Genomic DNA, 24671 nt, shown 5'->3' with positions numbered 1-24671 from the left:
GCGCGGGGAGGTGTGCGGCGGCGGTTTGATATCCGGTTCGGGGTGCGACGCCGAGGCGGCGACGGTCGGATACGATTCCGGCACGAACGGCGGGGCGGCGGGTGCGGGAGGGTTCCCGGCCGGAATACATGCGGTCAACAGCATCGACAGGATCACGCTTGCGCGACCCTTCATCGCGCGGGACGCCCGTCCCCCATGCCGGTATCGGGAATGCGGGAGCATGGCGGCGTCGCCCATCGCGCGCCGCCGCTAGACGTCCGCCAGCGCGGTCGCCAGCATCGGCAGCGAATCGTGGTGCGTCATGTCGAGGTGCAGTGGCGTGACCGTGATCCAGCCCTCGACGATCGCGGAGAGATCGCTCTGATCGCCCGCCGGGGGATTGACCCGGCCCAGCGACAGCCAGTGATAGTCGAAGCCGCGCGGGTCGGTGCGCGTGTCGAAGCGGACACGCCCGTAATCGCGCAGGCCCTGCGGCACGACCCGCACCCCCTTGACCGGGCCGACCTCCGGTTCGGGGAAATTGACGTTGACGACCGAGCGTGGCGACCATGGCTGATCGAGCAGCGGACGCAGGACGCGCGCGCCCCATTCCTCGGCCGGCGCGAACGACACGTCCGCGCCGGGTTCGCGCTTGCCGTAACGCTGGCTGAGCGCGATCGAGCGGACACCGGCCAGCGCGCCCTCCATCGCCGCCGACACGGTGCCCGAATACATCACGTCCTCGGCCAGATTGCCGCCGCGATTGACGCCCGACAGGATCAGGTCGGGCGGCGTCTCGCGCATCACCTCGGCCAGCGCGAACATTACCGCATCGGTCGGGGTGCCGGAGACGGCGTAGCGGCGGTCCGCGAACTTGCGCACCCGCAACGGGCGGGTCAGCGTCAGCGCGCGGCCGGTCCCCGATTGCTCCGACGCGGGTGCGCAGATCCAGACGTCGTCGGAGAGTTGCGCCGCGATCCGCTCCAGCACCGCCATGCCGGGGGCATGATAGCCATCGTCGTTGGACAGCAGGATCCGCATCAGCGTGCCCCCAGCGCATCAAGGCCGCCGAGATACGGGCGCAGCACTTCCGGCACGGTGACCGACCCGTCCTCACGCTGGTAATTCTCCAGCACCGCGACCAGGGTCCGCCCGACCGCGAGCCCGGAGCCGTTGAGCGTATGGACGAAGCGCGTCGTCTTCTCGCCCTCGGGACGGTAGCGCGCGTTCATCCGGCGCGCCTGAAAGTCGGTGCAGGTCGAGCAGCTGGAAATCTCGCGATAGCGCTGCTGCCCCGGCAACCAGACCTCGAGATCGTAGGTGCGCGCGGCGGTGAAGCCCATGTCGCCGGTGCACAGCTTCATGCGGCGATAGGCGAGGCCGAGCGCGTCGAGCACGCCCTCCGCGCAACGTGTCATCCGCTCATGCTCGTCCTCGCTTTCCTCGGGCGCGACGATCGACACCATCTCGACCTTCTCGAACTGGTGCTGGCGGATATAGCCGCGCGTGTCGCGGCCCGCCGCGCCCGCCTCGGAGCGGAAGCAGGGCGTAAGGGCGGCGAAGCGAAGCGGCAGGACGTCGTGGCTGAGGATCTTCTCGCGAACGATATTGGTCAGCGAGACTTCCGCGGTCGGGATCAGCCAGCGGCCATCGGTGGTGCGAAACAGATCCTCGGCGAACTTCGGGAGCTGCCCGGTGCCGAACACCGCCTCGTCGCGCACCATCAGCGGAGGAGCGACTTCCTCATAGCCATGCTCGCGCGTCAGCCGGTCGAGCATGAACTGGCCCAGCGCGCGTTGCAGGCGGGCGGCGTCACCGCGAACCAGGGTGAAGCGTGCGCCCGCGATCGCGACGCCGGTCTCGAAATCGAGCCCCAGCGCCGGGCCGATCGCGTCATGTTCGCGCGGCGTGAAGCTGAACGACGGCCAGGTGCCGCGTTCGTGGACCAGCGCATTGTCCTCCTCGTCCGCGCCCTCCGGCACGTCGGCGGCGGGGATGTTGGGGAGCGCGGTGAGCAGCGCGTCGAGCTCGTTGCCGGCCTGCGCCTCTTCGGCTTCCAGCTCGGGCAGGCGCTGCTTGAGGGCCGCGACCTCGGCCATCAGCGCGGCGGCGGTGTCCTCATCCTTCTTCGCCTTGGCCGCGCCGATCGCCTTCGACGCTTCGTTGCGGCGCGCCTGCGCGGTCTGCGCCCCGGTCGCTGCTTCGCGGCGGCGACGGTCGAGCGCGACCAGTGCGTCGGCGGCGGGGGCGACGCCACGCTTCTTCATGGCGGCATCGAAAGCGGCGGGATCGTCGCGGATCAGGCGGATGTCGTGCATGGCCGCGCTATGACCGGCCACCACGCGCGAGGCAACCCGCGCCGCGGCCGCGGCGTTCTCTCCCGGACACGCAACGACAGGAAAGGATGACAAGCATGCAGGTCCCCCACAATTCGGTCGTGCTGGTAGCCGATGGGCGCAAGCTGCTGTTCCTGCGCAACGAAGGTGATGCCGACTATCCGAACCTCCAGGTCGAACATGCCGAGGAACGCGTCAATCCGGCGACGCGCGATCAGGCCACCGACGCGGCGGGCGGCGCCTCCTCGACGCAGAGCGGCGCCGGCGCGCCCGCCGTCGCGCAGGGCGGTTCGAACCATGCGCAGGGCGGAGGCGCGCAATTCGCACCGTCGCGCGGCAGTTTCGAGCAGACCGACTTCCACCAGCTTGAGGAAGACCGCTTCGCCGCCGACGCGGCCGACCTGCTGAAGCGTCGCGCGCTGTCCAACGACTTCGAATCGCTGATCGTGGTCGCGCCGCCGCGCACGCTGGGCGAATTGCGGAAACATTATCATAAAGAGGTCAGCGCGCGGCTGAGCGGCGAGCTGGACAAGGATCTGACGGGGCATCCGATCCCCGACATCGAGAAGGCGCTGTTGTCGGCATGACCTGCCGGTGCCGGCATTCACGGCGATGCCGGCACGCCCGCGTGTTCAGTCTTGCGACAGTCCCGTCGGCATAACCGCCGCCTGTTCGCTTGTGGAGGATCGGTCCGGCGATTATAGGCGCCCCCAACAGGGGCGCGCGAAAGATGCTGGCGACATCCTGAGCGCGGCGGGAGTAGGTCGATGGCGACGGTGATGACGCAGGTCGAAGACGGGGTTGACGACACGCTGGCACCCCCCAGCAGTGAATTGGACGGCTACCGGCCCTCCGCCGACGAACCGTTCATGAACGAGCGGCAGCAGGCGTATTTTCGTCGCAAGCTGCTGGACTGGAAGGATGCGATCCGGCGCGAGTCGCAGGGCACGCTTTCGCAGCTTCAGGTCGATTCGCTGCGCGAGGCCGATCTGAACGACCGCGCCTCCAGCGAGGCGGACTGGTCGCTCGAACTGCGCACCCGCGACCGGCAGCGCAAGCTGATCTCCAAGATCGACGCCGCGCTTCGCCGCATCGACGAGGGCGAATATGGCTATTGCGAAGTGACCGGAGAGCCGATCAGTCTGGGACGATTGGAGGCCCGGCCAATCGCGACCATGACCGTCGAGGCGCAGGAGCGCCACGAACGCGCCGAAAAGGTGTCGCGGGACGATTGAGCCGCCGCTGTTAACGAATTTTCAACCTTTATTACGGTAACGCCTACCATTGAGTTTACGGATAGGCGCGATGGGGCAGTTGAGACACAGCTTGGTCGATCGGCAGACAGCTTCCTCCCGGCGGGACGATCGCGGGCGCGGCGAACTCCACATGTCGGCGCGGATGCGCGCGGACGAGGCGGATGCCGGGTTTCTGGTGCGCGTCCGCAATGTGTCCGCCGGCGGGCTGATGGCCGAATTGCCGCATCCGCTGCCGCCGGACAGCGCGGTCGAGGTGAAACTGACCGGGATCGGATGGGTCGCCGGCCGGGTGGTGTGGCAGACCGAAGGGCGGACGGGGGTCGCGTTCGATCACCCCGTCGACGTGTCACTGGTCAAGGATGCCGGCAGCGGCGAGTAAGCCGCGTGCGGTACAACCCCCTCGCCGGCGTGCGACTGATGCTGCCGGCGATGCTGCCATCGTGGCGCTTCTTCGATGCGGTGACCGCCAGCCCGCGACTGGATTATATGGTCGTGTCGGCGGGAGGCATCGGGTCCGGGCGATGGCGGGAGTTTCGTCCGCGCGTCGCACGGCTGGGCGCCGGCGCGATGGTGCGGCGGCTGTTCTGGAACGCGGAATGGAACGAGACGCTGTTCCTCGTCAGCCTGGCCGAGCGACTGGTCGGCGATCATGGCGCCGCGACCGAAGCGCATAGCCAGCGCGAATTGCTGCTCCGCGTCGCCAGGCACTTGCAGCGGGCGGGGCTTGCCGGGTCCGCAGACGGCTTCCGCATCCGATTGCGCTTCGTTGGTCGTCCGGGGCGGGGGGAGCCCGTGACCGAAGAGGTCGTGTATCGATCCGACCTCCATCCTGTCGGCGGGCCGATCCCTTCGTGACGAGCGATGCCGCGTTGACACTGACCACCGCGATGATGGCGGCGGCGTTCATCCAGCAGAGCCTCGAACATCTCTCGCCGGCTGCTCGGCCGGCGGAACGCCGGCTGTTCGCGCTTCGCCTGTTGCTGTCGGTGCTGCTGTTCGCCGGCAGCATCGGTATCGCCGGACCGGACCCGCGGCTGCTGACCGTCGCGCTGGTCGCCCTTCACCTGCTGATCCTGCCGTTCTTCAACGGTCCGTACAATGGTGGCGCGGATCGCATGAGCCTGTTGCTCCTGCTCTGCGTCACCGCTGCCTGGATCGCGCCGGCAGCACGATGGCGCGACCTCGCTCTCGGTTATCTCGGGATGCAGTTGCTGCTCAGCTATTTCCTGTCCGGCTGGGTCAAGGTGGTGAACGCTGAATGGCGCAACGGAGGCGCGTTGCGCGACGTCTTCCTGTTCTCCGCCTATCCCGCCGGTGAGAACATCCGGCGCTGGGCGGACCGCCCCGGTGTGCTGCGCTGGGCGAGTTGGAGCGTGATCGGGTTGGAGTTGCTGTTCCCGCTGGCGTTCCTGTCGCGGCCGACGCTGATCGCGGCCCTCGCCATCGCGGCACTGTTCCACGCCGCCAATGCGTGCCTGTTCGGGCTCAACCGCTTCTTCTGGATCTGGATCTGTGCGTATCCGTCGATCCTGTGGCTTCAGGGCCGGGTGATCGGCGGCTGACGCGGACACCAGGGAGAGCCGAACGTCGATCGACCCTCAGCTCAGCCGGCGCGCGACCGCGACGAACTCCGCGACGCTGACGGTTTCGGCGCGGCGAGTCGGATCGATGCCCTCGGCCTCCAGCGCCACCATGGCGCCTGGTACGCCGCGGAGGCTTTGGCGCAGCATCTTGCGGCGCTGCCCGAACGCGGCGGCGGTGACGCGCTCCAGCGCCGGCAGCGCCACGCCGTCGGGCGCGGGAAGCGGGGTGATATGCACCACCGCCGACATCACCTTCGGCGGGGGCGTGAAGGCGGAACGATGCACGGGCATCGCGATCCGTGCCGCCGAACGCCACTGCGCCAGTACCGCCAAGCGGCCATAGGCGTCGCCACCGGCCGGCGCGACGATCCGGTCGGCGACCTCACGCTGGAACATCAGCGTCAGCGATCGCCACCACGGCAACCACTCCGCCGACAGCCACCCGATCAGCAACGCGGTGCCGACATTGTAGGGCAGGTTGGAGACGATGTGCGGCGCGCCGTCGAACAGCGCGCGCGCATCGATCTCGGTCGCGTCGCCTTCGATCACGCGCAGCTTGCCCGGATAGGCCGCCTCCAGTTCGGCGAGCGCGGGGATGCAGCGCCGGTCACGTTCGATCGCGGTGACGCGCGCACCCTGCGCCAGCAGCGCGCGGGTCAGGCCGCCGGGGCCGGGCCCGACCTCCAGCACCTCGGCATCGGTCAGGTCGCCGGGAATGCGCGCGATCCGACCCAGCAATTGCGCATCGAACAGGAAGTTCTGTCCCAGCGCCTTCGACGCCGACAGGCCGTGGCGCGCGATCACGTCGCGCAGTGGCGGCAACTCCGGCGTGGTCATGCGGGCAGCGACTGACGCGCGCGGTGAGTGGCGGCCTGATCCGCCATCAGGATGGCGGCGATGGTCGCGCCGGGATGCGCCAGGCGGCGCCCGGCGATACCGAACGCGGTGCCATGGTCCGGCGAGGTGCGGACGATCGGCAGCCCGAGGGTCATGTTGACGCCGTCGTCGAAGAACAGCGTCTTCAGCGGCACCAGCGCCTGATCGTGATACGGGCACATGGCGACGTCATAGTCCGCGCGCGCCCGGCCATGGAACATCGTGTCGGCGGCCAGCGGCCCGCGCGCATCGATGCCCTCGGCCTGAAGCTGCGCGATGGCGGGACGCATCACGTCGATCTCTTCGCGGCCCAGCGCGCCGTTCTCGCCGGCATGCGGGTTCAGTCCCGCGAAGGCGAGCCGTGGCTGTTCGATGCCGAAGTTGCGGGCAAGTCCGCGCGCGGTCACCCGCGCCTTGGCCAGGATGAGCTCGACCGTCAGCAGTGCGGGCACATCGGCCAGCGGCACGTGCGTCGTCATCGGCACGACCCGCAGGCCCGGCCCGGCCAGCATCATCACCGCGTTGGCGCGCGCGATGCCGCAGCGTTCGGCGACGAATTCGGTCTGTCCGGGATAGGTGAAGCCGATCTCGTACAATTGCGCCTTGGACACCGGCCCGGTCACCAGCGCGCTGCCCGCACCCGAGCGCACCAGCCCGGTCGCGAGTTCCAGCGCCCGAACCGCGCATCGCGCGCCGTCCGGATCAGGAGCGCCGGGAACGATCTCGCCGGCATCCTCGACGGTCAGGACCGGCAGCGCGCCGGAAAAGACGTCGGCGACCTCCCGCAGATCGGACACCGCCGCGACCGGCCCGTCCCACACGCGCGCGATCGCCCGCCGGTCACCGACCGCGACGAACGGCGGCAGCGCACGGTCGACACGCGCATCCCAGGCCCTGGCGATCGTCTCAGGACCGATCCCGGCGGGATCGCCCATGGATATCACGATCGGCCCGGTCATCCGCGCTTCCTCAGCGATATTCGATCACCGCGTCGCGCCGCAGGTCGCGCAGCGCCTGTTGCGCACGCAGGTTGACGCGCTGCTGCTCCAGCTGGTTCTGGATCTGCTGCGCGCCAGGCAACTGCCCGCCCGCCGCCTCGTCACGGCCGCACATCACCAGCGTGCGGACGCCCTCGGTCGGCGAACCGAACGGCGGGGTGGCCTGACCGACCTGCAACTTCAGCATGATCGCCTGCAACGGCGGCGGCAGGTCGCGGATGCGGATCGCGTCATTATCGACCACTTCCGCGTTCAGCGACGCGGCGACCTTGGCCACCGATCCGCATCCCTGCAGCTTCTGGATCGCCTCGGCGAAGGCGCTGGTGCGCGCGGTCGCCAGCGCCTGCGTCGTGCCGGCGGGGAACTTGATCGTCAGCTGCTTCAGGCTGAGGCGCGCGTCGCGCGGATCGGCCATCAGCACCTGCCGCTTGTCGACCAGGTACAGGATCGAGAAGCCGCCCGGCGTGGGCACCGGCCCGGCGACCTGACCGACCTGCATCGTCTGCGCCGCCTCGGCCAGCGGCTCGGGCAGCTGCGCGGTGCGCACCCAGCCCAGGTCGCCGCCGACGCCGCGCGTCGACGCTTCGGAGAAGTTGCGCGCGAAATAGGCGAACGGCGCCTGTCCCTTGCCGATTTCGGCGATCAGCTTGCGCGTGTTCTCGAACACCTGCTGCTGACGATCCGGCGTCGCCGCCAGATAGATTTCGTTGAGGTGATACTCCTCGGTCCCCTTCGCCGCCTCAAGCCGGTCGAGGATCGCCTTCACCTCCTCGTCGCCGACGTTGACGAACGGCTCGACCCGCTTGCGCAGGTAGCGGTTCCACGCCAGCTCGCCCTCGATCTGGCGACGCAGCGAGCGTTCCGACGAATTCTGCTCGCGCAGCCACACCGTCAGCTGCGCCGGAGTCTTCTGGAGATTGCGCGCGACCCCGGCATAGGCCTGGTCCAGCTCCCCCTTGGTCACGGTGATGTCCGCGACCTTCGCCTGCTGGATCTGCAACGTCTCGTCGATGAGCTGGCGCAGCACCTGCAAGCGCAGCCGTTCGCGATCCTCGTCGCTCAGCTTCGCGCCGTTCGCGGCGGCGATGAAGTTCACGCGCTGGTCGACGTCGGTCTGGGTGATGACCGACTCGTTGACGATCGCGGTCGCCTTGCGGACGTTGGGGTCGAGCTGGCCGAACAGCTGGAAGGTGGACGGCAGGTTCAGCCCGCTGGCGTCGCGCGCGACGGGCGCCTCCTCCTCCGGTCCGGTCTGCGCCAGCGCGGCACCGGCCGCCCCCAGTGCCAACATGGTGCCCAGCAATCGGCGGGTCAGCACCGCGCGCTTCGTCTTCGTCATCACGTCTGTCTCGAAATCCCGATGGTGCACGCCCGTGGGCACGTGGGCGTGTGTGCCGCGAATGAACTGAACCGGGGCTTAGCGGCCGAGGTTCTTGAAGGAAAGCGTCAACAGATAACTGTTGCCGCTGCGTGCGTCACCGACGTTGCGGTAGTCACGCTTCCAGGTAAGTCCCAGGTCGACACAATCGTCCTGATAGGCGACGCCGACGCGGTGACGGATCGGGCTGAAGCCGTTGGAGGTCGACAGCACATCCTCGCTGCGGTCGGTCAGGTCGACGATCGCCGATCCCCACACCGACCAGAAGCGCGCGAACGCGAGCCGGCCGCCCGCGCGCAGTTCCTCGCGGTCCTGCAGATCCTCCAGCCGGTCGATGTTGCGGTTCAGGCGTAGGTAGCCGATCGTCGCATAGGTCCGGCGCGTGCCGACGGTGGCGTCGATCTCGTTGCGGCGCACCGCCAGATTGCTCTTGTCCAGCCGATACCGGTGCGTGAACGTCACCAGATCGCCGACGCGGATGTTGGTGCGGCCGACGATATCGGAGAAGCGATCCGAGAGGCCGGTGCCGTCCGGCAGGATGCTTTCCCGTGTGTTCAGCCGATAGCTTTGCCCGATATTGGCGGAAATCGAGACGCCGCTGAGATCGAGCGCCCAGTCCGCGCCATAGGTGACGCGGCTGGAGTCCTCCCATCGATCGTAACCGGCGAAGCGATTGAGCGCGAAGAGGTTGGAATCCTCGAGATCGACCGCCCGCGCATCCTCGTTCGGCACCTGGATGTTGCGCGTCCGGGGTGTGGCGACCAGCTGCACGCGCGGGGTGAAACGCTGGAAGCCGCCAAACAGCTCACCGACGAACGGCCAGCGCATATCGGCCGCCAGCGCGCCGATCAGTCGGGTCTGGAAACCCTCGATCCCGCGATAGCTGGCGACGGCGGTCGCCGCCACGTCCTGCGAATTATAGGCGTCGGCGCGTCCGAAGGCGGTCAGCGTGACCTCCTGTCCCAGCACGGTAATCCCGCGCCAGTCCCAGCGAAGGCTGCCGAAGGCGCGTTGCGTATCCTGCCCCTCCTTGCGCGACAGGGCGAGCGAGTTGAGTTGCAGCTGCACCGTCCCGCCCAGCAACGCGTCGGGAACACGGCGACGATAGTCGATCTCGGGCAGCGCCACCGGCTGCATTCCCTGAAGATCGCCGACGCGCAGCGTCTGGACCGCCCAGCCGGCGATCGACAGGTAGCTGTCCGTGTCGATGCGCTCGATCGACAGGTTCGTGCGCAGCCGATCCTCGTTCGAGATGTCGTAGCGACGCAGGAAGGTGCGGTCGGTGACCAGCCGCAGCGAACCCGACATGCTCCAGTTGGGATCGAACTGGAACCGGCCGGCACCGTCCAGATAGCCGCGGAACGCCCGCTCCGACTGGGTGGTGAAGCCGGACGACAGGTCGCCGCTTCGCCGGCTGCTGGTCGCGAAACCCCGGATGGAATAGGCGCCGAGCTCGTTCAGGCCGCTGTAGCGCGCCTCCATCATCGGCAACTCCGACGAAAAGAGGTGCGGCGCGACGACCAGTGACTGATTGGGCCCCAGCGCGAAATTGACCGGCACCACCAGTTCCGCGCCGTTCAGCCGCGTCAGCCCGAACGAGGGCGTCAGCAACCCGGTATCGTTGGTGGCGGATACCGGCGCGCTGAAGCGCGGCAGCGACGGGCTGGTCAGCCCGAACAGGTGAAAGCGCGCGCCCTCGAAATACAGCCGCTGCCGCGCGGGCCGGTACACGACCCGCACCGATGTGATCTTCCACGTCGGTTCGCGCGGGCATCCGTTGGCGTCGGTGACGGGGCAGGGGGAATAGACGGCGCGATCAAGCTGCAGCACGCCGTTCGGCTCGCGCACGCCGCGGACCGCCGCCAGCCGCCCGCCCTGTTCGAGCACGACCAGCAGATCGTCGACGACGCCGTCCTTCAGCGAATCCGTCAGCTCGATCGATTCGCCATACGCGACATCGCCCTCCGGGTTGGTCACCGCGACATTGCCAGTGGCCAGCACGCGCCCGGTCTTGCGGTTCCACGTCACCTTGTCAGCGCGCAGCCGGTCGCCCTCGCGGGTCATCCGCACCTCACCGGTGGCGGTGACGATATCGGCATTATAGTCGTATTCGAGCGTCGCGGCGCTGAACTGCACCTGATCGTTGTCGGCGGGCGCAGCCGGCGTGGCGACCGGAGCGGAAGCGGGCGACGCGGTCGCGCGATCCTGCAACGACTGCGCCGTGGCCGGCGTGGCAAGCGCCAGCCCCAGCGCGCCACCGGCGAGAAGATCGAAACGCATCACGTCGTCGTCATTGCCCCGTTTTCGCGCGACACGCCGGAATAGGCTGTCGCACCGCCCGCGCCTATCGCACCGCCGCGTCCCGCCTGCAACGCTTTGCCATTTGGCGGACCGGTCCCTAGGTAGGCGACATGATGGAAGAGGATTCACGAATGCAGATCGCCTTTGCCGCCACGCGCCCCGCGACGATCGACGTCCTCGCGCTGCCGGTCGAAAAGGACGCGGCGCTTGCCGGCCGTGTCGAGGGCGCCGACGCGCTGCTGACCGCCGCCGGTGCCGGGCAGCGCTTCACGGGAGAGGCGGGAACCGTAGCCGAGGTGTTCGTCCCCGGCGGCGAGGGCGCGCAGCGCGTGCTGCTGCTGGGTGTCGGCACGGGCGACGATGCCGCTTATGAGCGGGCGGGCGGGGCGTTGACGGCGCGCCTGCTGACGTCGGGGGTCGGCGAGGTCGTGGCGGACCTGAGCGGCGTGGACGGGCGGGCGGCCGCGCGGTTCGCGGCGGGCGCGGCGCAGCGCGCGTGGCGCTTCGACGAATATCGCACCAAATTGCCCGAGAAGCAGAAGCCGACGCTGACCCGCGTCACGATCGTCGGCGACGATAGCGGCTGGGCGGATCGCGACGCGGTGACACGCGGGCTGGGACTGGCGCGCACGCTGGCGACGCTGCCGCCGAACATCCTGTACCCGGAGACGTTCGTGGAGCGCGTCCTCGCCGCCGTCGATGGCCTCGGGCTGGAAGCGACGGTGCTGGGAGAGGACGAGCTTCGCGCGCTGGGCATGGGCGCGCTGCTTGGCGTTTCGCAGGGCTCGCGACGCGAGGCGCGCGTGCTCGCCCTCAAGTGGAGCGGCGGTGGTGACGCGCCGCTGACCGCGCTGGTCGGCAAGGGCGTGACCTTCGACACCGGCGGCATTTCGATCAAGCCCGCCGCCGGGATGGAGGACATGAAGTGGGACATGGGCGGCGCGGCGGCGGTGGCCGGCGCGATGCTGTCGCTCGCCACGCGCAAGGCGAAGGCGAACGTGATCGGCGTGATGGGCCTGGTCGAGAACATGCCGGACGGCAACGCCCAGCGCCCGGGCGACGTCGTCACCAGCATGTCGGGCCAGACGATCGAGGTCATCAACACCGACGCCGAGGGGCGGCTGGTGCTGTGCGACTGCATCACCTGGGTCCAGAACACCCACAAGCCGGTGCGCATCCTCGATCTCGCCACGCTGACCGGTGCGATGATCGTCAGCCTGGGGCATGAATATGGCGGCCTGTTCTCCAACGACGATACGCTCGCCGAGCAGATCCTGGCGGCGGGGCGTGCGTCGGGCGACCAATTGTGGCGCTTCCCGCTGGCCGACGCTTACGACAAGCTGATCGACTCGCCCATCGCCGACATGAAGAACGTCGGCCCGCGCGGCGCGGGATCGATCACGGCCGCGCAGTTCCTGAAGCGCTTCGTGGACGAGGGCGTCGCCTGGGCGCATCTCGATATCGCCGGCATGGTCTGGGCCGACAAGGATGGCCCGACCTGGGCGAAGGGCGCGACCGGATATGGCGTGCGCGTCCTGGACCGGTTCGTGGCCGACGTCTGCGAGGGCTGAGGCCGCGTCGATGCAGGTCGATTTCTACCACCTGACGCGAACGCCGCTGGAGCGGGCGCTGCCGCAGATCGCGGCGAAGGTGGTGGCATCGGGCGCCCGGCTGCTGGTCGTCGCCCGCGACGAGGACCGCCGCGTCGCCATCGACCGGCTGTTGTGGAACTATGCGCCCGACAGCTTCCTGCCGCACGGGCAGGCGGGCGGCCCGGACGATACACGACAGCCGGTCCTGATCGCCCCCGACGTGGTGCCCGCCAATGGCGCGCGCCACGTCGCGCTGATCGACGGAGAGTGGCGCCCCGCCGCGCTGACGTTCGAGCGGGCGTTCCATTTCTTCGATGAGGATCATATCCAGGCCGCGCGCGCGGCCTGGAAGGATCTGGCGGGCGGCGAAGGGGTGGAGCGTCGCTACTGGAAACAGAATGATGCCGGCCGCTGGGAGCAGGCCGCCTGACGCCCGGCTTGCATCCGCGCGGCCCCACGCCTAGGGCGGCGCCACTTTTCTCTCTTATCTTCAGGAGCCCGTGACCGTCATGGCCGCGACCCGTACCTTTTCGATCATCAAGCCCGATGCCACCCGCCGCAACCTGACCGGTGCGGTCACCAAGATGCTGGAGGAAGCCGGCCTGCGCGTCGTCGCGTCCAAGCGCATCCACATGACCCGCGAGCAGGCCGAGGGCTTCTACGCCGTCCACAAGGAGCGGCCGTTCTTCAACGACCTGGTCAGCTTCATGATCTCCGGCCCGGTCGTCGTACAGGTGCTGGAAGGCGAGAACGCCATGCAGCGCAACCGCGACATCATGGGCGCGACCAACCCGGCGAACGCCGAGCCGGGCACGATCCGCAAGGAACTGGCCGAGTCGATCGAGGCGAACACCGTTCACGGGTCGGACTCGGACGAGAATGCCGCGATTGAAATCGCCTATTTCTTCAAGCCGGAAGAGATCGTCGGCTGATATGGACTGGCACCTGCGACGTGCGGGCGCGGCGGATGCCGCCGCACTGTCGCTGGTCGCGGGTGCCACGTTCCTGGAGGCGTTTGCGGGCGTCTTCGACGCGGCGGATATCGTCGCGCATGTTTCCCGGCACAGCAGCGCCGAGGCCTTTGGACGCTATCTGGCGGCCGACGCGATCGCCACGCTGGCGGAGGCGGTAAGCGGCAAGGCGCCGCTCGGCTACACGCTGCTGACCGCTCCGGACCTGCCGGTCGCCGTGCAGGCGGGGGACATCGAACTCAAGCGCATCTATGCGCTGCATCCCACGCACGGCAACGGGCTTGGTCCGGCCTTGCTGGCACAGGCGATCGCCGATGCCCGCGCGAGCGGCCACCGCCGGCTGTTGCTGGGCGTGCATGGCGGCAATCGCCGGGCGCGACGCTTCTACGAAAAGCAGGGCTTCGTGATCGCGGGGGCGCGCCGCTTCCTGGTCGGCGCGACATGGCACGACGACCTCATCTATGCACGGGCGCTGTAGCGCGGTCCGCCGTTGCGCCGCTGTAACGCGCGCGCACCGGATGACCGGTACGCGCGCGGCGACGTGGATGCCGGAACGGGTCCGGCATGCCAACGGCCCGCAGGCCCGGTTCAGATCCCCATACGGAAGGTGACGCGGATGTCGCGCCCGGCGAGCGGCGCGAAGTCCTTCAGCACGCTCGACGCGCGGCGTGCCTCGACGTTGAAGACGTTGTTCGCCGCCAGCAGGATGCTACGCCGGTCGCTGCCGCCCCATGGATGGAAGGACAGCGAGGCGTTGACCATCGTATAGCCATCGGTGTCCGTCTCGAACGGCGCGGTGCGGCGCTGCGCGAAAACCTTCTCCACCTCGAGGCGCGCACTGCTGGTATCGCTTTGCGCCTCCAGACCACCGAGCAGGCGCAGCGGCGGGATGCGTGGCACCGGGCCCCGATCGACGACCTCCGCATGGACGTAATCGCCCAGCAGGTCGGCGGTGATCGTGTGCGATCCGATTGTCGCCAGCCGCGCCGAGGCATCCGCCTCGAACCCGTAATAGCGGGCCTTCGCTTGCGCATATCGGAAGCACGGCAGGTCCACCTCGCCGCCGGCCGCCGTCACGCACGCGTCCGGCGCGACCTGCGTCTCGAAGATGTAATTGTCGAACCAGTTGTAATAGGCCGAGGCGTCGAGGCTGAAGATGTCGCTGTGCGCGTGCAGCGTCGCTTCCAGGCCCCAGGACGTTTCGGCGCGGAAGTTCGGGTTGCCCAGCTCATATGCCTGCGTTCCCGCGTGCGGGCCGTTGGCGAACAGTTCCTCCGCCGAGGGCGCGCGCGCGGTACGCGAGGCGTTCAACCCGACGCGGACGCCATCCGCCAGCGTGTAGGCGGCACCGAGCGAACCGGACCAGGTGCCGAAGCTGCGGTCCTGCGCGGTGAACCGCTCCGTACCCTCACGAATGCCGGGCGCCGCGGTCAGCCGCGTGTGCTCGTACCGCAGGCCGCCTTCGGCCTTGAACCGGCCGTTCTCGAACTGTTGCAGCGTGAACAGCCCGGTCTGTTCGGTGTCGTTGCGCGGCAGGAACGCCTCGTCGCCCACGACATCGAAGGCGCGGCTGAAATATTGCACGCCGCTGGCGCCCTGCCACGCGCCGCGGCGCGCCTGCACGAGTTCGGCGCGCGCCTCCAGCCCCTTGTTGTAGAAGGCGGTGCCGACCTCGCCATTCTCTTCGAGTTCGAAGTGGCGGTAGCTGGCGTGAGCCGCGCGCAGCCTGATCGCATCGACCCACGCGCCATGCGGCGTCACCTCCGCGCGCAGATCGTACCGGTCCTGCGCGACATCGAGACGCGGCGCTTCCTGCTCCTGCCCGATCGCGGTCGCATAGCGGACCGGGATGCCATAGAGGCTGTCGTAATGCGAATAGGAGGCGCCGAGCATCCCGCCATCGGTGACGATCGACGCGCCGACGCCGGCGGTCCATGTCTCCGCCGCGCTGTTGGGCAGCTTGCCCCGCAGCGCGGCATTGCCGGCGAAGTCGATCGGTTCGTCGGTGTCCTGCGGCTGGCCGGCCAGTGCGAGCGAGGCGCGTCGCGCCTCCCGCGAGAGGACATGGCCACCGATCCGCAGGTCGTCGGACTTCAGGTACGATCCGTCGACATGCAGCACCAGCGGTCCGACGGCGGTCACATCGGCGGCACCTCCGATGGAGCGCTCGTTGGCGGCGCTGCCATAGGTGCCGATCGCGTCGACGCGGTAGCCGTTCTCGGGCAGGGCACGCGGAATGCGCCGGTCGACGACATTGACGACGCCGCCGACCGCCGAGGAACCGTACAGCAGCGCCGCCGGGCCGCGCAGCACCTCGACCCGTTCGGCAAGCAGCGGATCGATCACCACCGCGTGATCGACCGAGGTATTCGATACGTCGATCGAGCCGATGCCGTCGGTCAGCACGCGGATGCGATCGCCCTGGAAACCGCGCAGGATCGGGCGCGAGGCACTGGGGCCGAACGAGGTCGCGGACACGCCCGGCAGGCGCGCCAGCGTTTCGCCGATCGTCGGGCGCAGTTCGCGGGTCAGGTTCGCGCCGGTCAGCACCGACGTCCCCTGCAACACGTCACTTTCGCTGGTCCGGATCGGCGCGGTGACGATCACGTCGTCGGAGCGGTGCGGATCGGCTTGACGACTTCCGCTACCGTTCTGCGCGGCGGCGGGCAGAGCGAGCGGCGACAGTGCCACCGCGGCGAGCAAAAGCATTTTCATGAGGCGAACTCCCTTTATGCCGCCTCACTACCGCAATGTTACAACATATCAAGTCCGCTATTGCTGGAGCGCCGCATCCCGTTCGACGCCATCAAGGATCTTGCCGCCGGCCATGAACACGACCAGCGTACACGCCACGAACATGATCCAGCCGGCAGTGCCCGGAAATTGGTGCAGATAGGTCATGCCCCGCTCGACCGCCCCGGCCGCCAGCGCATAGATCAGCAGGAACGCCTCGAACTTGGTCTTGACGACGAACAGCCGCGCGATGCGCCTGCCCAGCCCTTGAAGTCTGTCGATCATGCGCGCAGTTCCGCGAGGTCCATCGCCGCCAGCAACGCCTCGCGTGCCTGCGCGATCCGCGTCAGCAGTGCCGGATCGCCGATCGCCTCGGGGCCGATCTGCTCGGGCCAATGGCGCTCCACGACACCTGCGATCATGTCCAGCCGTGCGTCATCGACCAGGAAGCGCGGATCGACGGTCGCGGGATCGCACGCCACGCGCAGTCGCAAGCACGCCGGCCCACCGCCGTTGGCCATCGATTCGCGGACATCGACCACCTCGACGCGGCGGATCGGCCCGTTGCCGGCCAGATGCGCGGTGATCCACGACCAGATACGCGGGTTGGCGCGCGCCTCGCCGGGCACGATCAACGTCGTCTGCCCATCGGGCGGCGTCACCAACTGCGCGTTGAACAGGTACGAACCGATCGCATCGGCCAGGCTGACCTCTGCGGCGGGCACCTCGACGATCTCCACCTCCGGCAGCAGGCGTCGCAGGTCGGCGTGGAAGCCCGCGCGATCCTCGAACGCCTGTTCATGCGCCAGCAGGACGCGCTCGTTCGCGACCGCCACGACATCGTTGTGAAAGGCGCCCGCCGAAATCGCGGCAACCGATTGCTGGACGAACAGGGTCCGCGCCGGATCGAGCCCGTGACCACGCGCGATCGCACGGCTTGCCTCGACATGCTGGCGGGCCGGGAAGGGGCCACCCGACACGCCATAGACGAACACCTCCACCCCGGGCGCGTCGTGGCCCGTGCAGAGCCGCATGTGATTGGCCGCCCCTTCGTCGCCGAACGGCGGAAGGACTGGCGGCTGGACCACGAAGTACCGTTCGTCCGCGAACGCCACGCGCAACTGCGCCAGCGTCGCGCGCCATTCATGGCTGCGGTGCGGCATCGTCACCAGATTGGCGACGGTCAGGTGGCAGCGTCCGTCGGCGGTGTCGGGCGCGGGAGAAACGGTCGCGGCATTGGCCGCCCACATCGCCGATGCCGACAGCGCCTGCGCTTTCAGATGGCCCGGCGCGGCGTCGTAATCGATCGCCAGCCGCCCCAGCCAGTCATGATCGGGGCGCGGATGCGGCAACAGCACGCCCTGTACCAGCCCCAGCGCCAGATTGGCGCGCATCTTCGCGATGCCCTGCAACGCGGCGGCACGCGGTCGCGCGACCTGCCCGGCGTTCGCGGTCGCGGCGAGGTTGCCGGGGCTCAGCCCGGCGTAATTGTGGCTCGGCCCGACGATCCCGTCGAAATTGATCTCGCGTATCATATCCGTCCGATCCAGCTCACCCGGTCGCCAGGCCCGACGCCTAGCGCCGCCGCGCCCTCACGGTCCAGCGTGACGCCGCCATCGGCTGTCCCGATCCGGGCATAGGCGCAGCGGAACGACGCCAGCCGCGCGGTGGCGACCAGTGCCTCGGCCGCGCCGTCCTCGCTGATCGCGACGACCTGCGCTTCCTGCGCCTCGCGGATCGTGCGGATCTGGTCGGTGCGAACGGTCATGGTCGGGCCGCCATCGAAGATGTCGATGTAGTTCTCGAACGCGAATCCCTCGTTCTCCAGCATCCGCATCGCGGCGCGGCCGGAGGGGTGGGGCATCCCGATCGCGGCGCGCGCGCCCTCGGACAGCATCGCGGTATAGATCGGGTGCTTGGGCATCAGATCGGCGATGAACTGATGCCCGTTGACGGCATTGAACTCATCAGCCTGCTGGAACCCCATGCCGAAAAAGCGCCCGGCCAGCCCGTCCCAGAAGGGCGAGCCGCCCGCCTCGTCGATCACGCCGCGCAGCTCCGCCAGCGTCCGGTCGGCAAAGCGCGGGCGATGCTCGCGGATAAACAGATAGCGGCTGCGCGCCAGCAACAGGCCCAGCCCCCCCGCGCGTTCACCGGGATGCAGGAACAGCCCGCCGACCTCGCTGGCGCCCTCCAGATCGGTGGTCAGCGAGAGCATCTCGGCGCGGAACGTCCGCGACAGCTCCCGGCTGTGCTGGGTCAGCGTACCGATGCGATAGCTGTAGAACGGGTGCTTCTGCCCGACATGCGTGAACAGCTGGCACGTCCCGCGCACCTCGCCCGTCCGGACATTTTCCAGCATCAGCACGAACAGTTCGTCGGTCAGCGACGTGTCGTCATGCCCGAACGCCAGCGCGCTGCGCTCCAGCTTGGCGGTCAGCGCGTTGCGATCGGGCGGCAGGTTGGTGAAACCGCCGCCGGTCAGCTTCGCCATCTCGTACAGATGCGCGAGATCGTCGGCATTCGCGGCACGGATCACGAAGGTCATGCCATGGCTCCATCGGCGATGCGGAGGATGGTCAGCGCGGAAAGCGCCGCGCGTTCGGCGAGACTGGCGACGATCAGAAATTCCTCCGCTGAATGAATGGCGCCGCCGCGAACGCCCATGGTATCGACGACCGGCACGCCGCAGGCCGCGATATTGTTGCCGTCGCACACGCCACCGGTGTCGCGCCAGCCGATCGGCTGACCCAGATCGGCACCGGCGGCGCGCACCACCTCGAACAGCCGCGCCGCACCGGCGTCGATCGGCTTGGGAGGACGGTTGAATCCACCATGCACCTCGATGTCCACCTCGTGCGTCGCACGGATGTCGGCGACGGCGGCATCGATCGCGGCGCGCGCGCGTGTAATCTCGCCCGCATCGGCGGGGCGGAAGTTGACACGCAGCACCGCCAGGTCGGGGACGACATTGTTCGGGCCGCCGCCGTCGATCCGGGCGGGATTGACCGCCAGCCGTGGCGATCGCTCGCCGTGCAGCCGCACCGCCAGCGCGCCGGCCGCGACGATCGCGTTGCGGCCCTCCTCGGGGTTGCGCCCGGCGTGCGCCGCGCGGCCGCGCACCACGATCGAGAAATTGCCGGTTCCGCCTCGCGCACCCGCCAGCGTGCCGTCCGGCAGCGCGGGTTCGTAGGTCAGCGCGGCTACCTTGCCGCGCGCCGCCTGCGCCAGCAGGGCGGCGGAGGAGAAGGACCCGGTTTCTTCGTCCGAATTGATGACGACATCATAGCCGATGCGCGGTGCGAGCGCCTCGACCGCCAGCAACGCCTCCAGCATCACCGCCAGCCCGCCCTTCATGTCAGCGACCCCGGGACCGTTCAGGACGCCGGGTTCACGCCATGTCAGCGCCTGAAACGGATGGTCGGCGGGGTAGACGGTATCGAGGTGTCCGGTCAGCAGCAGCCGGAGCGGCGCATCGGGGCGCACCGACAGGTGAAGGTGGCGGCCGTGCGCCAGCGCCGCGACGCGCCCGTCGTCGCCGACCGTCTCAGCCGCTTCGGGCTCGACCAGCCGGATCGTTCCGGGCAGGGCCGCGAAGGCATTGGCGAGCATGTCCGCCATCGCCGCGCATCCCGCCAGGTTGCGCGTCCCGCTGTTGATCGCTGCCCAATGCTCCACCCGCGACAGCATCGCGCCCGCGTCGAGGCGCTCGACCGCCGCGCGTTCGATGACCGTTACTCTCTCCATACACCAGTTCTAACCGGCACCGGTCAGAAGGTATAGACCAGGGACGCCCGGCTGGTGGTGTCGGTGGTCAGCCGACCGTTCGGCGGCTCGCTTTCATATTGCAGCGTGTAGGATAGGCGCGCCGACAGCGGCCCCAGCAGCTTGGCTTCGATCGCCGACACGCTGCGGATCGTACTGTTGTAGCGTTCCCAATACGTTGACGCCTGTTGCGTTACCACCAGCCCGCTGACCAGCGTCCAGTTCAGGTCCATGCTGCCGCGCAGCGCCAGGCTGCCCTGCATCGTCCGATCGGTGAAGTCGGTCTGTCGGAACGCCGGGCCGATCTCCAGATCGAGCGTCAGCGCGTTGCGCCGGATCACGCCGTATCCGGCGCCGACCGACCCCGAATAGCGGCTGAAATAGCCGAGGAACCGATCCGATTCGTACTGGCCGTTGCCGTAGATATAGCCGCGATCGTTGATCTTGTAGTTGGGCTGATATCCGGCCGCGTACCGCTCGCGGCTGGTCACGCCGCCGGTACGCTGTAGATCGGCCTGCGCCGTCAAGCGATGCCGCCAGCGCAAGCCCTCGCGGGTCAGGTCCGCCACCGCCGTCAATCCGGTGACGTCGGAATTGCCGGTCGAGATGAACCCGCCGGCCTCGACCCGACCGCTCCACAGCTCGAACGCGCTGGCGCTTCGGACGCGTTCGTTGCGGGCGCGGGCGCGCGCCTCCTTCCAGTCGGTGGCACGGCGCAGCACCAGATCGCGTGAGCCGGGATCGCCGTTCTTCGAATATTTGACGATCGCGTCGACCCCGCTCTCGTCGTTGGCCTGCATCGCGGCGTCGAGCATGGCGCGGATCTCCGGCGGAATTTCCGGGCCGGGGATCTTGTCGAGCGTCGCGCCCAACGTGCCCAGTTCCGCCGGCGGGACCGTGGGCGGCGGCGCGTCGATCGTGACCGCTTCGACCTCCAGCTCCGGACGGCTCAGCGTGCTGACGCGCCGGCTGCGCCGGACGACACGCGAACGTCGCGCCGCCTGCGCCACCGCCGGTTCGGGCAGCGCGGCGAAGCAGATGGTGCCCAGCAGCGTGACGAGCATTGCGCGCGGCGGATCAGGCGGGCAGATGCGCGGCGAAGGCGGACAGCACGTCGCGATAGAGCTGCGCCTTGAACGGCACGATCAGCCGCGGCAGATCGACGGGATCGGCCCAACGCCACGCGCGGAATTCCGGGTGCGGGGTGTCGATGCGGATGTCGCCGTCCTCACCCTCGAAGCGGAACAGGAACCAGCGCTGGCGCTGTCCCCGATACTTACCCTTCCATACCTTGCCGATCATCTCGGGCGGCAGGTCGTAGAAGAATTCCTTCGGGGCCTCGGCGATCAGCGTCACCTTGTCGGCGGTGACGCCGGTCTCCTCCCGCAATTCGCGGATCGCGGCCGTTCGGGCGTCCTCGCCCGGATCGATGCCGCCCTGGGGCATCTGCCATGCTTCCAGCACGTTATCGATGCGCTGTCCGACGAATACCTTGCCGTCGCGATTTGTCAGCATCACCCCGGCGCAGGGGCGATAGGGCAGCGTGTCTGTCTCGGTCATGGCGGTTCGATAGGCCGGGCGGACGACCGCTTCAACCCGCCGCCGGTTGCTCCGCCGCAAGCACCGCCGACTTCACCGCGCGGAGATAGCCGGCGACGTCCTGCCGGCTCGACGGGATCGCGCGGCGCAGCGTGATGAAGCCGTGGATGTTGCCGACCGCTTCCTGAAATGTCACGGAAACCCCGGCCAGCGCCAGCGCGGCGGCATAGGCGCGTCCCTGATCGCGGATCGGGTCTAGGCTGGCGGTCACGATTACTGCGGGCGGCAGCCCGGCCACCGACGCGACCAGCGGCGAGAAGCGCGCATGGTCGGGATCGGCGGCATAGTGGCGCCCGAACCACGTCATCGCATCGCGGGTCAGCAGGTAACCGTCTGCAAAGGCGTCGAACGATTCATACGGCCGTGAGGCGTCGGTCGCCGGGTAGATCGGCGCCTGCACGATCACCGGCACCGCCGCGGGTGCGTCGCGCAGCGCGGCGGCCGTCACGACCGTCAGATTGCCGCCCGCGCTGTCGCCGCTCAGCACCAGGCCGGTGATCGCGCGTCCCAGTTCGGGGGGGCTGGTCGCCACCCAGCGCGCCGCCGCCTCCGCGTCATCCGGCGCGGCGGGCCACGGTGCCTCGGGCGCGAGGCGATAGTCCACGGAGATGACCGGCAGGTCGAGCTGACGTGCCATCTCCGCCGTGAAGCTGGCGTAGGTGTCGATATCGCCGATCACCCAGCCGCCGCCATGGAAGAACACGACCGCCGGCCCGGCATCGCGCGTTTCGCGCGCGTCGAACAGCCGTGCCGGGATCGCGCCCGCCGGGCCGGGGATCGACAGATCGCGCACCACCGCCAGTTCGCCCGGCGGCGCATCGGTGACGTCGCGCATCGCGCGCATCACCTGCCGCGCCGCCGCCGGCTCCATCTCGTGCGTGCGCGGTCCGGGCAGCTTGTTCAGATAGTCCAGAAATGCGCCCACGTCGGGGCGAACGAAGGGCATGGGAGCAGTCGTCGGCGCGGTCATCGGGTCACTCCTGCCGGGCGCCAGGGTCATGGCGCGCGGTTCGTCAGCGCCTATCTTAGGGCGATGATCCGGGTCGTCCACCATCCTTCCTACGTCACCGAAGCGCCCGCCCGCAGCACCTATCGCTGGGGAAAGAATGGCGCGATCCGCGACCTGCTGCGGGCGCGTGGCGACGCGGTCACGTGGTTCGAGCCGGAGCCGATGCCGCGCGCGTGGCTGGAACATGCGCACGATCCCGATTATGTCGCGCAGGTGCTGACGGCGGCGGTCCCGCCCGAGAAGGAACGCCGGATAGGCTTCCCGATCACCGCCACGGTCGCGCGTCGTGCCGAATTCGTACCTGGCGGCACGTATCTGGCGGCTCGGCTGGCGCTCGACCACGGCTTTGCGGCGAACACGGCCGGGGGCAGCCACCATGCGCTGGCGGATACCGGCGCGGGCTATTGCATCTTCAACGACCTGGCGATCGCCGCGCTGCGGCTGGTGGAGGAGGGAGCGACGCCGCGCGTCCTGATCGTCGATGTCGACGTCCATCAGGGCGATGGCACCGCCGCCCTGACCGCCGGCCATCCCCAGATCGCCACCTATTCGATCCATGCCGAGAAGAACTTTCCGGTCCGCAAGGCGCGCTCGACGCTCGACGTGCCGTTGGCGGACGGCATCGGCGACGAGGAATATTGCACGATCCTGCAGGGCACGCTCGCGCCGTTGATGGCGGAGTGGCAGCCGACGCTGATCCTCTATCAGGGCGGCGTGGATCCGTTTGCCGAGGACCGGCTTGGGCGGCTGGCGCTGAGCGCCGGAGGGCTGGAGCGCCGCGACCGGCTGGTGGCCGACATGGCGATCGCGGCAGGGGTGCCGCTGGCGAGCACGGTCGGCGGCGGTTATGGCGACGACGTGCTGGCGATCGCGGCGCGGCACGTGCGGGTGATCGAAACGCTGGCGGCGGCCTTCGCGGGAACCGGGCCCGGCGATCGTTCGTAGCGCGTTCCGATGACCACCTTGCTCTGGCTCCGGCAGGATCTGCGCCTCCACGACCACCCGGCGCTGACCGCCGCGACGCAGGAGGGGCCGGTGATCCCGGTCTACATCCTCGACGATGACGCCCCGGGGGCGTGGCGGATCGGTGGCGCGCAGCGATGGTGGCTGCATCACAGCCTCGCCGCCCTCGGCCACGCCTATACGAAGAAGCACAGCCGGCTGATCCTGCGGCGTGGCGATGCCGTCGCGACGCTGACCGCGCTGATGGAGGAAACCGGGGCGACCGCCATCCATGCGATCCGCCATTACGAACCATGGTGGCGGAAGGCCGAGGACGCGCTCGGCGAGCGCCTCTGCCTTCACGACGGCAATCACCTCGCGCCGCCGGAGCGTGTGACGACCGGGTCCGGCGGGCAGTTCCGCATCTACTCGGCGTTCTGGAAGGGATTGCAGGCGCATCTGCCGCCCGAAACGCCATTGCCGGTACCGCACACGATTGCGGCGCCGGAGCGCTGGCCGTCATCGGAAAGCCTCACGGACTGGCACCTGCTGCCGACGAAGCCCGATTGGTCGGGCGGATTCGACTGGACACCCGGCGAGGCGGAGGCGCAGCGCAAGATCGCCACGCTCGACCTCGACGGCTATGACGATCGCCGCAACATGCCGTCGCAGGAGGGAACGTCGCGCCTGTCGCCGCACCTGCATTTCGGTGAGGTCTCGCCGCGCGCGGTGTGGCACGCCAGCGGCGCGCACGACGTGACGTTCCGGAAGGAACTGGCGTGGCGTGACTTCACCGATGGCGTGGTGCTGGCGATGCCGGATTATGGGCGGAAGAACGGTCGCGCCGCCTATGACACATTGCCGTGGCGCAGCGGGGCGGCGGCGCGACGCGACCTGCGCGCGTGGCAGCGCGGGCGGACCGGTTATCCAATCGTCGACGCCGGGATGCGGCAATTGTGGCGGACCGGCTGGATGCACAATCGCGTGCGGATGATCACCGCCTCCTTCCTGATCAAGCATTTGCTGATCGACTGGCGCGAGGGGGAGCGCTGGTTCTGGGACTGTCTGATCGATGCCGATTACGGCAACAACGCCGTCAACTGGCAATGGGTGGCGGGGACCGGGGTCGATGCGAACATGTTCGGACGGATCATGGCGCCGCTGTCCCAATCCGAGAAGTTCGACGCGGGCGATTACATCCGGGAGTGGGTGCCGGAACTGGCCGGGCTGTCCGACGACGCGATCCATGATCCCGAGGCGGCGGGTTGCCTTCCCAAGGATTACGCGCCCAAGCTGATCGGGCATCGCGAGGCGCGTGAACGCGCGCTGGCGGCGGGCAGAAAGGTGCGGTAG

General features: G+C 68.9%; 25 protein-coding genes. 11 read left to right on the top strand and 14 right to left on the bottom strand.

Annotation, left to right across the window (positions count from 1 at the left end; genetic code table 11):
• Positions 1-249 precede the first annotated feature (249 nt).
• Positions 250-1020 carry a 5'/3'-nucleotidase SurE gene (gene surE / locus NS334_RS01005; RefSeq protein ID WP_058754091.1) on the bottom strand — a complete coding sequence of 257 codons (771 nt, stop codon included), beginning with the start codon at positions 1018-1020 and terminating at the stop codon, positions 250-252.
• Positions 1020-2297, bottom strand: a complete 1278-nt coding sequence (gene serS / locus NS334_RS01000) for a serine--tRNA ligase (protein ID WP_058754090.1) — start codon at positions 2295-2297, stop codon at positions 1020-1022. The genes surE and serS overlap by 1 nt, the downstream gene beginning before the upstream one ends.
• A gap of 95 nt (positions 2298-2392) precedes the next feature.
• Between serS and NS334_RS00995 the strand changes: the two genes are divergently transcribed.
• The 5 genes from NS334_RS00995 (at position 2393) to NS334_RS00975 (ending at position 5133) form a co-directional block, all read left to right on the top strand.
• A complete protein-coding gene (locus NS334_RS00995; RefSeq protein ID WP_058754089.1) occupies positions 2393-2902 on the top strand; it encodes a host attachment family protein in 510 nt (169 codons plus the stop codon).
• 180 nt (positions 2903-3082) lie between these two features.
• Entirely contained in the window at positions 3083-3550 is a 468-nt protein-coding gene (gene dksA, locus NS334_RS00990) for an RNA polymerase-binding protein DksA (protein WP_058754088.1), read from the top strand.
• A gap of 70 nt (positions 3551-3620) precedes the next feature.
• Positions 3621-3950 (top strand): PilZ domain-containing protein, encoded by a 330-nt coding sequence (locus NS334_RS00985; protein ID WP_083500155.1) that lies wholly within the window; start codon positions 3621-3623, stop codon positions 3948-3950.
• Positions 3951-3955: 5 nt separating this feature from the next.
• On the top strand, positions 3956-4426 hold the full coding sequence (locus NS334_RS00980; protein ID WP_058754086.1) for a hypothetical protein: 471 nt from the start codon (positions 3956-3958) through the stop codon (positions 4424-4426).
• A gap of 14 nt (positions 4427-4440) precedes the next feature.
• Positions 4441-5133, top strand: a complete 693-nt coding sequence (locus NS334_RS00975; protein ID WP_206542624.1) for an HTTM domain-containing protein — start codon at positions 4441-4443, stop codon at positions 5131-5133.
• Between the two features lie 36 nt (positions 5134-5169).
• Here NS334_RS00975 and rsmA read toward each other — a convergent pair whose 3' ends face one another.
• The 4 genes from rsmA to NS334_RS00955 form a co-directional block, all read right to left on the bottom strand.
• The gene (gene rsmA, locus NS334_RS00970; RefSeq protein WP_058754084.1) at positions 5170-5991 is read right to left on the bottom strand and encodes a 16S rRNA (adenine(1518)-N(6)/adenine(1519)-N(6))-dimethyltransferase RsmA; all 822 of its coding nucleotides are present in this window, start codon (positions 5989-5991) and stop codon (positions 5170-5172) included.
• Positions 5988-6989: a 4-hydroxythreonine-4-phosphate dehydrogenase PdxA gene (gene pdxA, locus NS334_RS00965; protein ID WP_083500154.1), complete on the bottom strand. Its 1002-nt coding sequence runs from the start codon at positions 6987-6989 to the stop codon at positions 5988-5990. The genes rsmA and pdxA overlap by 4 nt, the downstream gene beginning before the upstream one ends.
• 10 nt (positions 6990-6999) lie before the next feature.
• Positions 7000-8367: a peptidylprolyl isomerase gene (locus NS334_RS00960; RefSeq protein ID WP_058754120.1), complete on the bottom strand. Its 1368-nt coding sequence runs from the start codon at positions 8365-8367 to the stop codon at positions 7000-7002.
• Positions 8368-8445: 78 nt separating this feature from the next.
• Positions 8446-10686 (bottom strand): LPS-assembly protein LptD, encoded by a 2241-nt coding sequence (locus NS334_RS00955; protein ID WP_193752964.1) that lies wholly within the window; start codon positions 10684-10686, stop codon positions 8446-8448.
• A 152-nt stretch (positions 10687-10838) separates the two neighbouring features.
• Here NS334_RS00955 and NS334_RS00950 point away from each other — a divergent pair, with 152 nt between their 5' ends.
• From NS334_RS00950 to NS334_RS00935, 4 genes are all read left to right on the top strand, one after another.
• On the top strand, positions 10839-12278 hold the full coding sequence (locus tag NS334_RS00950) for a leucyl aminopeptidase (protein ID WP_058754082.1): 1440 nt from the start codon (positions 10839-10841) through the stop codon (positions 12276-12278).
• Positions 12279-12288: 10 nt separating this feature from the next.
• Positions 12289-12729 (top strand): DNA polymerase III subunit chi, encoded by a 441-nt coding sequence (locus NS334_RS00945; protein WP_058754081.1) that lies wholly within the window; start codon positions 12289-12291, stop codon positions 12727-12729.
• A 79-nt stretch (positions 12730-12808) separates the two neighbouring features.
• Positions 12809-13231, top strand: coding sequence for a nucleoside-diphosphate kinase (gene ndk, locus NS334_RS00940; RefSeq protein ID WP_058754080.1), 423 nt, complete (start codon positions 12809-12811; stop codon positions 13229-13231).
• 1 nt (position 13232) lies between these two features.
• Positions 13233-13748 (top strand): GNAT family N-acetyltransferase, encoded by a 516-nt coding sequence (locus NS334_RS00935; RefSeq protein ID WP_058754079.1) that lies wholly within the window; start codon positions 13233-13235, stop codon positions 13746-13748.
• Positions 13749-13858: 110 nt separating this feature from the next.
• On the opposite strand, the gene NS334_RS00930 is transcribed toward NS334_RS00935, so the two are convergent.
• From NS334_RS00930 to NS334_RS00895, 8 genes are read right to left on the bottom strand one after another with little or no spacing between them, the layout of a single operon-like run.
• Positions 13859-15985 (bottom strand): TonB-dependent receptor, encoded by a 2127-nt coding sequence (locus NS334_RS00930; RefSeq protein ID WP_058754078.1) that lies wholly within the window; start codon positions 15983-15985, stop codon positions 13859-13861.
• Between the two features lie 57 nt (positions 15986-16042).
• Positions 16043-16288, bottom strand: coding sequence for a hypothetical protein (locus tag NS334_RS00925; protein ID WP_058754077.1), 246 nt, complete (start codon positions 16286-16288; stop codon positions 16043-16045).
• Complete coding sequence (locus NS334_RS00920; protein ID WP_058754076.1) at positions 16285-17538, bottom strand: N-succinylarginine dihydrolase; 1254 nt, start codon at positions 17536-17538, stop codon at positions 16285-16287. Before NS334_RS00920 ends, NS334_RS00925 begins: the two co-directional genes overlap by 4 nt.
• Complete coding sequence (locus NS334_RS00915; protein WP_058754075.1) at positions 17535-18551, bottom strand: arginine N-succinyltransferase; 1017 nt, start codon at positions 18549-18551, stop codon at positions 17535-17537. The genes NS334_RS00920 and NS334_RS00915 overlap by 4 nt, the downstream gene beginning before the upstream one ends.
• Positions 18548-19750 (bottom strand): hydrolase, encoded by a 1203-nt coding sequence (locus NS334_RS00910; protein ID WP_058754074.1) that lies wholly within the window; start codon positions 19748-19750, stop codon positions 18548-18550. Before NS334_RS00910 ends, NS334_RS00915 begins: the two co-directional genes overlap by 4 nt.
• Positions 19751-19773: 23 nt before the next feature.
• Positions 19774-20832: a DUF481 domain-containing protein gene (locus NS334_RS00905; RefSeq protein ID WP_241491762.1), complete on the bottom strand. Its 1059-nt coding sequence runs from the start codon at positions 20830-20832 to the stop codon at positions 19774-19776.
• A gap of 13 nt (positions 20833-20845) precedes the next feature.
• Positions 20846-21328 carry an RNA pyrophosphohydrolase gene (locus NS334_RS00900; RefSeq protein WP_058754073.1) on the bottom strand — a complete coding sequence of 161 codons (483 nt, stop codon included), beginning with the start codon at positions 21326-21328 and terminating at the stop codon, positions 20846-20848.
• A 31-nt stretch (positions 21329-21359) separates the two neighbouring features.
• Entirely contained in the window at positions 21360-22337 is a 978-nt protein-coding gene (locus NS334_RS00895) for an alpha/beta hydrolase (RefSeq protein ID WP_083500153.1), read from the bottom strand.
• A gap of 63 nt (positions 22338-22400) precedes the next feature.
• On the opposite strand from NS334_RS00895, the gene NS334_RS00890 reads away from it, so the two are divergent.
• Both NS334_RS00890 and NS334_RS00885 read left to right on the top strand, forming a co-directional pair.
• Positions 22401-23321 (top strand): histone deacetylase family protein, encoded by a 921-nt coding sequence (locus tag NS334_RS00890; protein ID WP_058754071.1) that lies wholly within the window; start codon positions 22401-22403, stop codon positions 23319-23321.
• Between the two features lie 9 nt (positions 23322-23330).
• Entirely contained in the window at positions 23331-24671 is a 1341-nt protein-coding gene (locus NS334_RS00885) for a cryptochrome/photolyase family protein (protein WP_058754070.1), read from the top strand.

It is taken from the genome of Sphingomonas endophytica (assembly GCF_001476895.1).
Taxonomy (GTDB): Bacteria; Pseudomonadota; Alphaproteobacteria; order Sphingomonadales; family Sphingomonadaceae; genus Sphingomonas; species Sphingomonas endophytica_A.
This window is presented reverse-complemented; position numbering and strand designations above follow the sequence as displayed.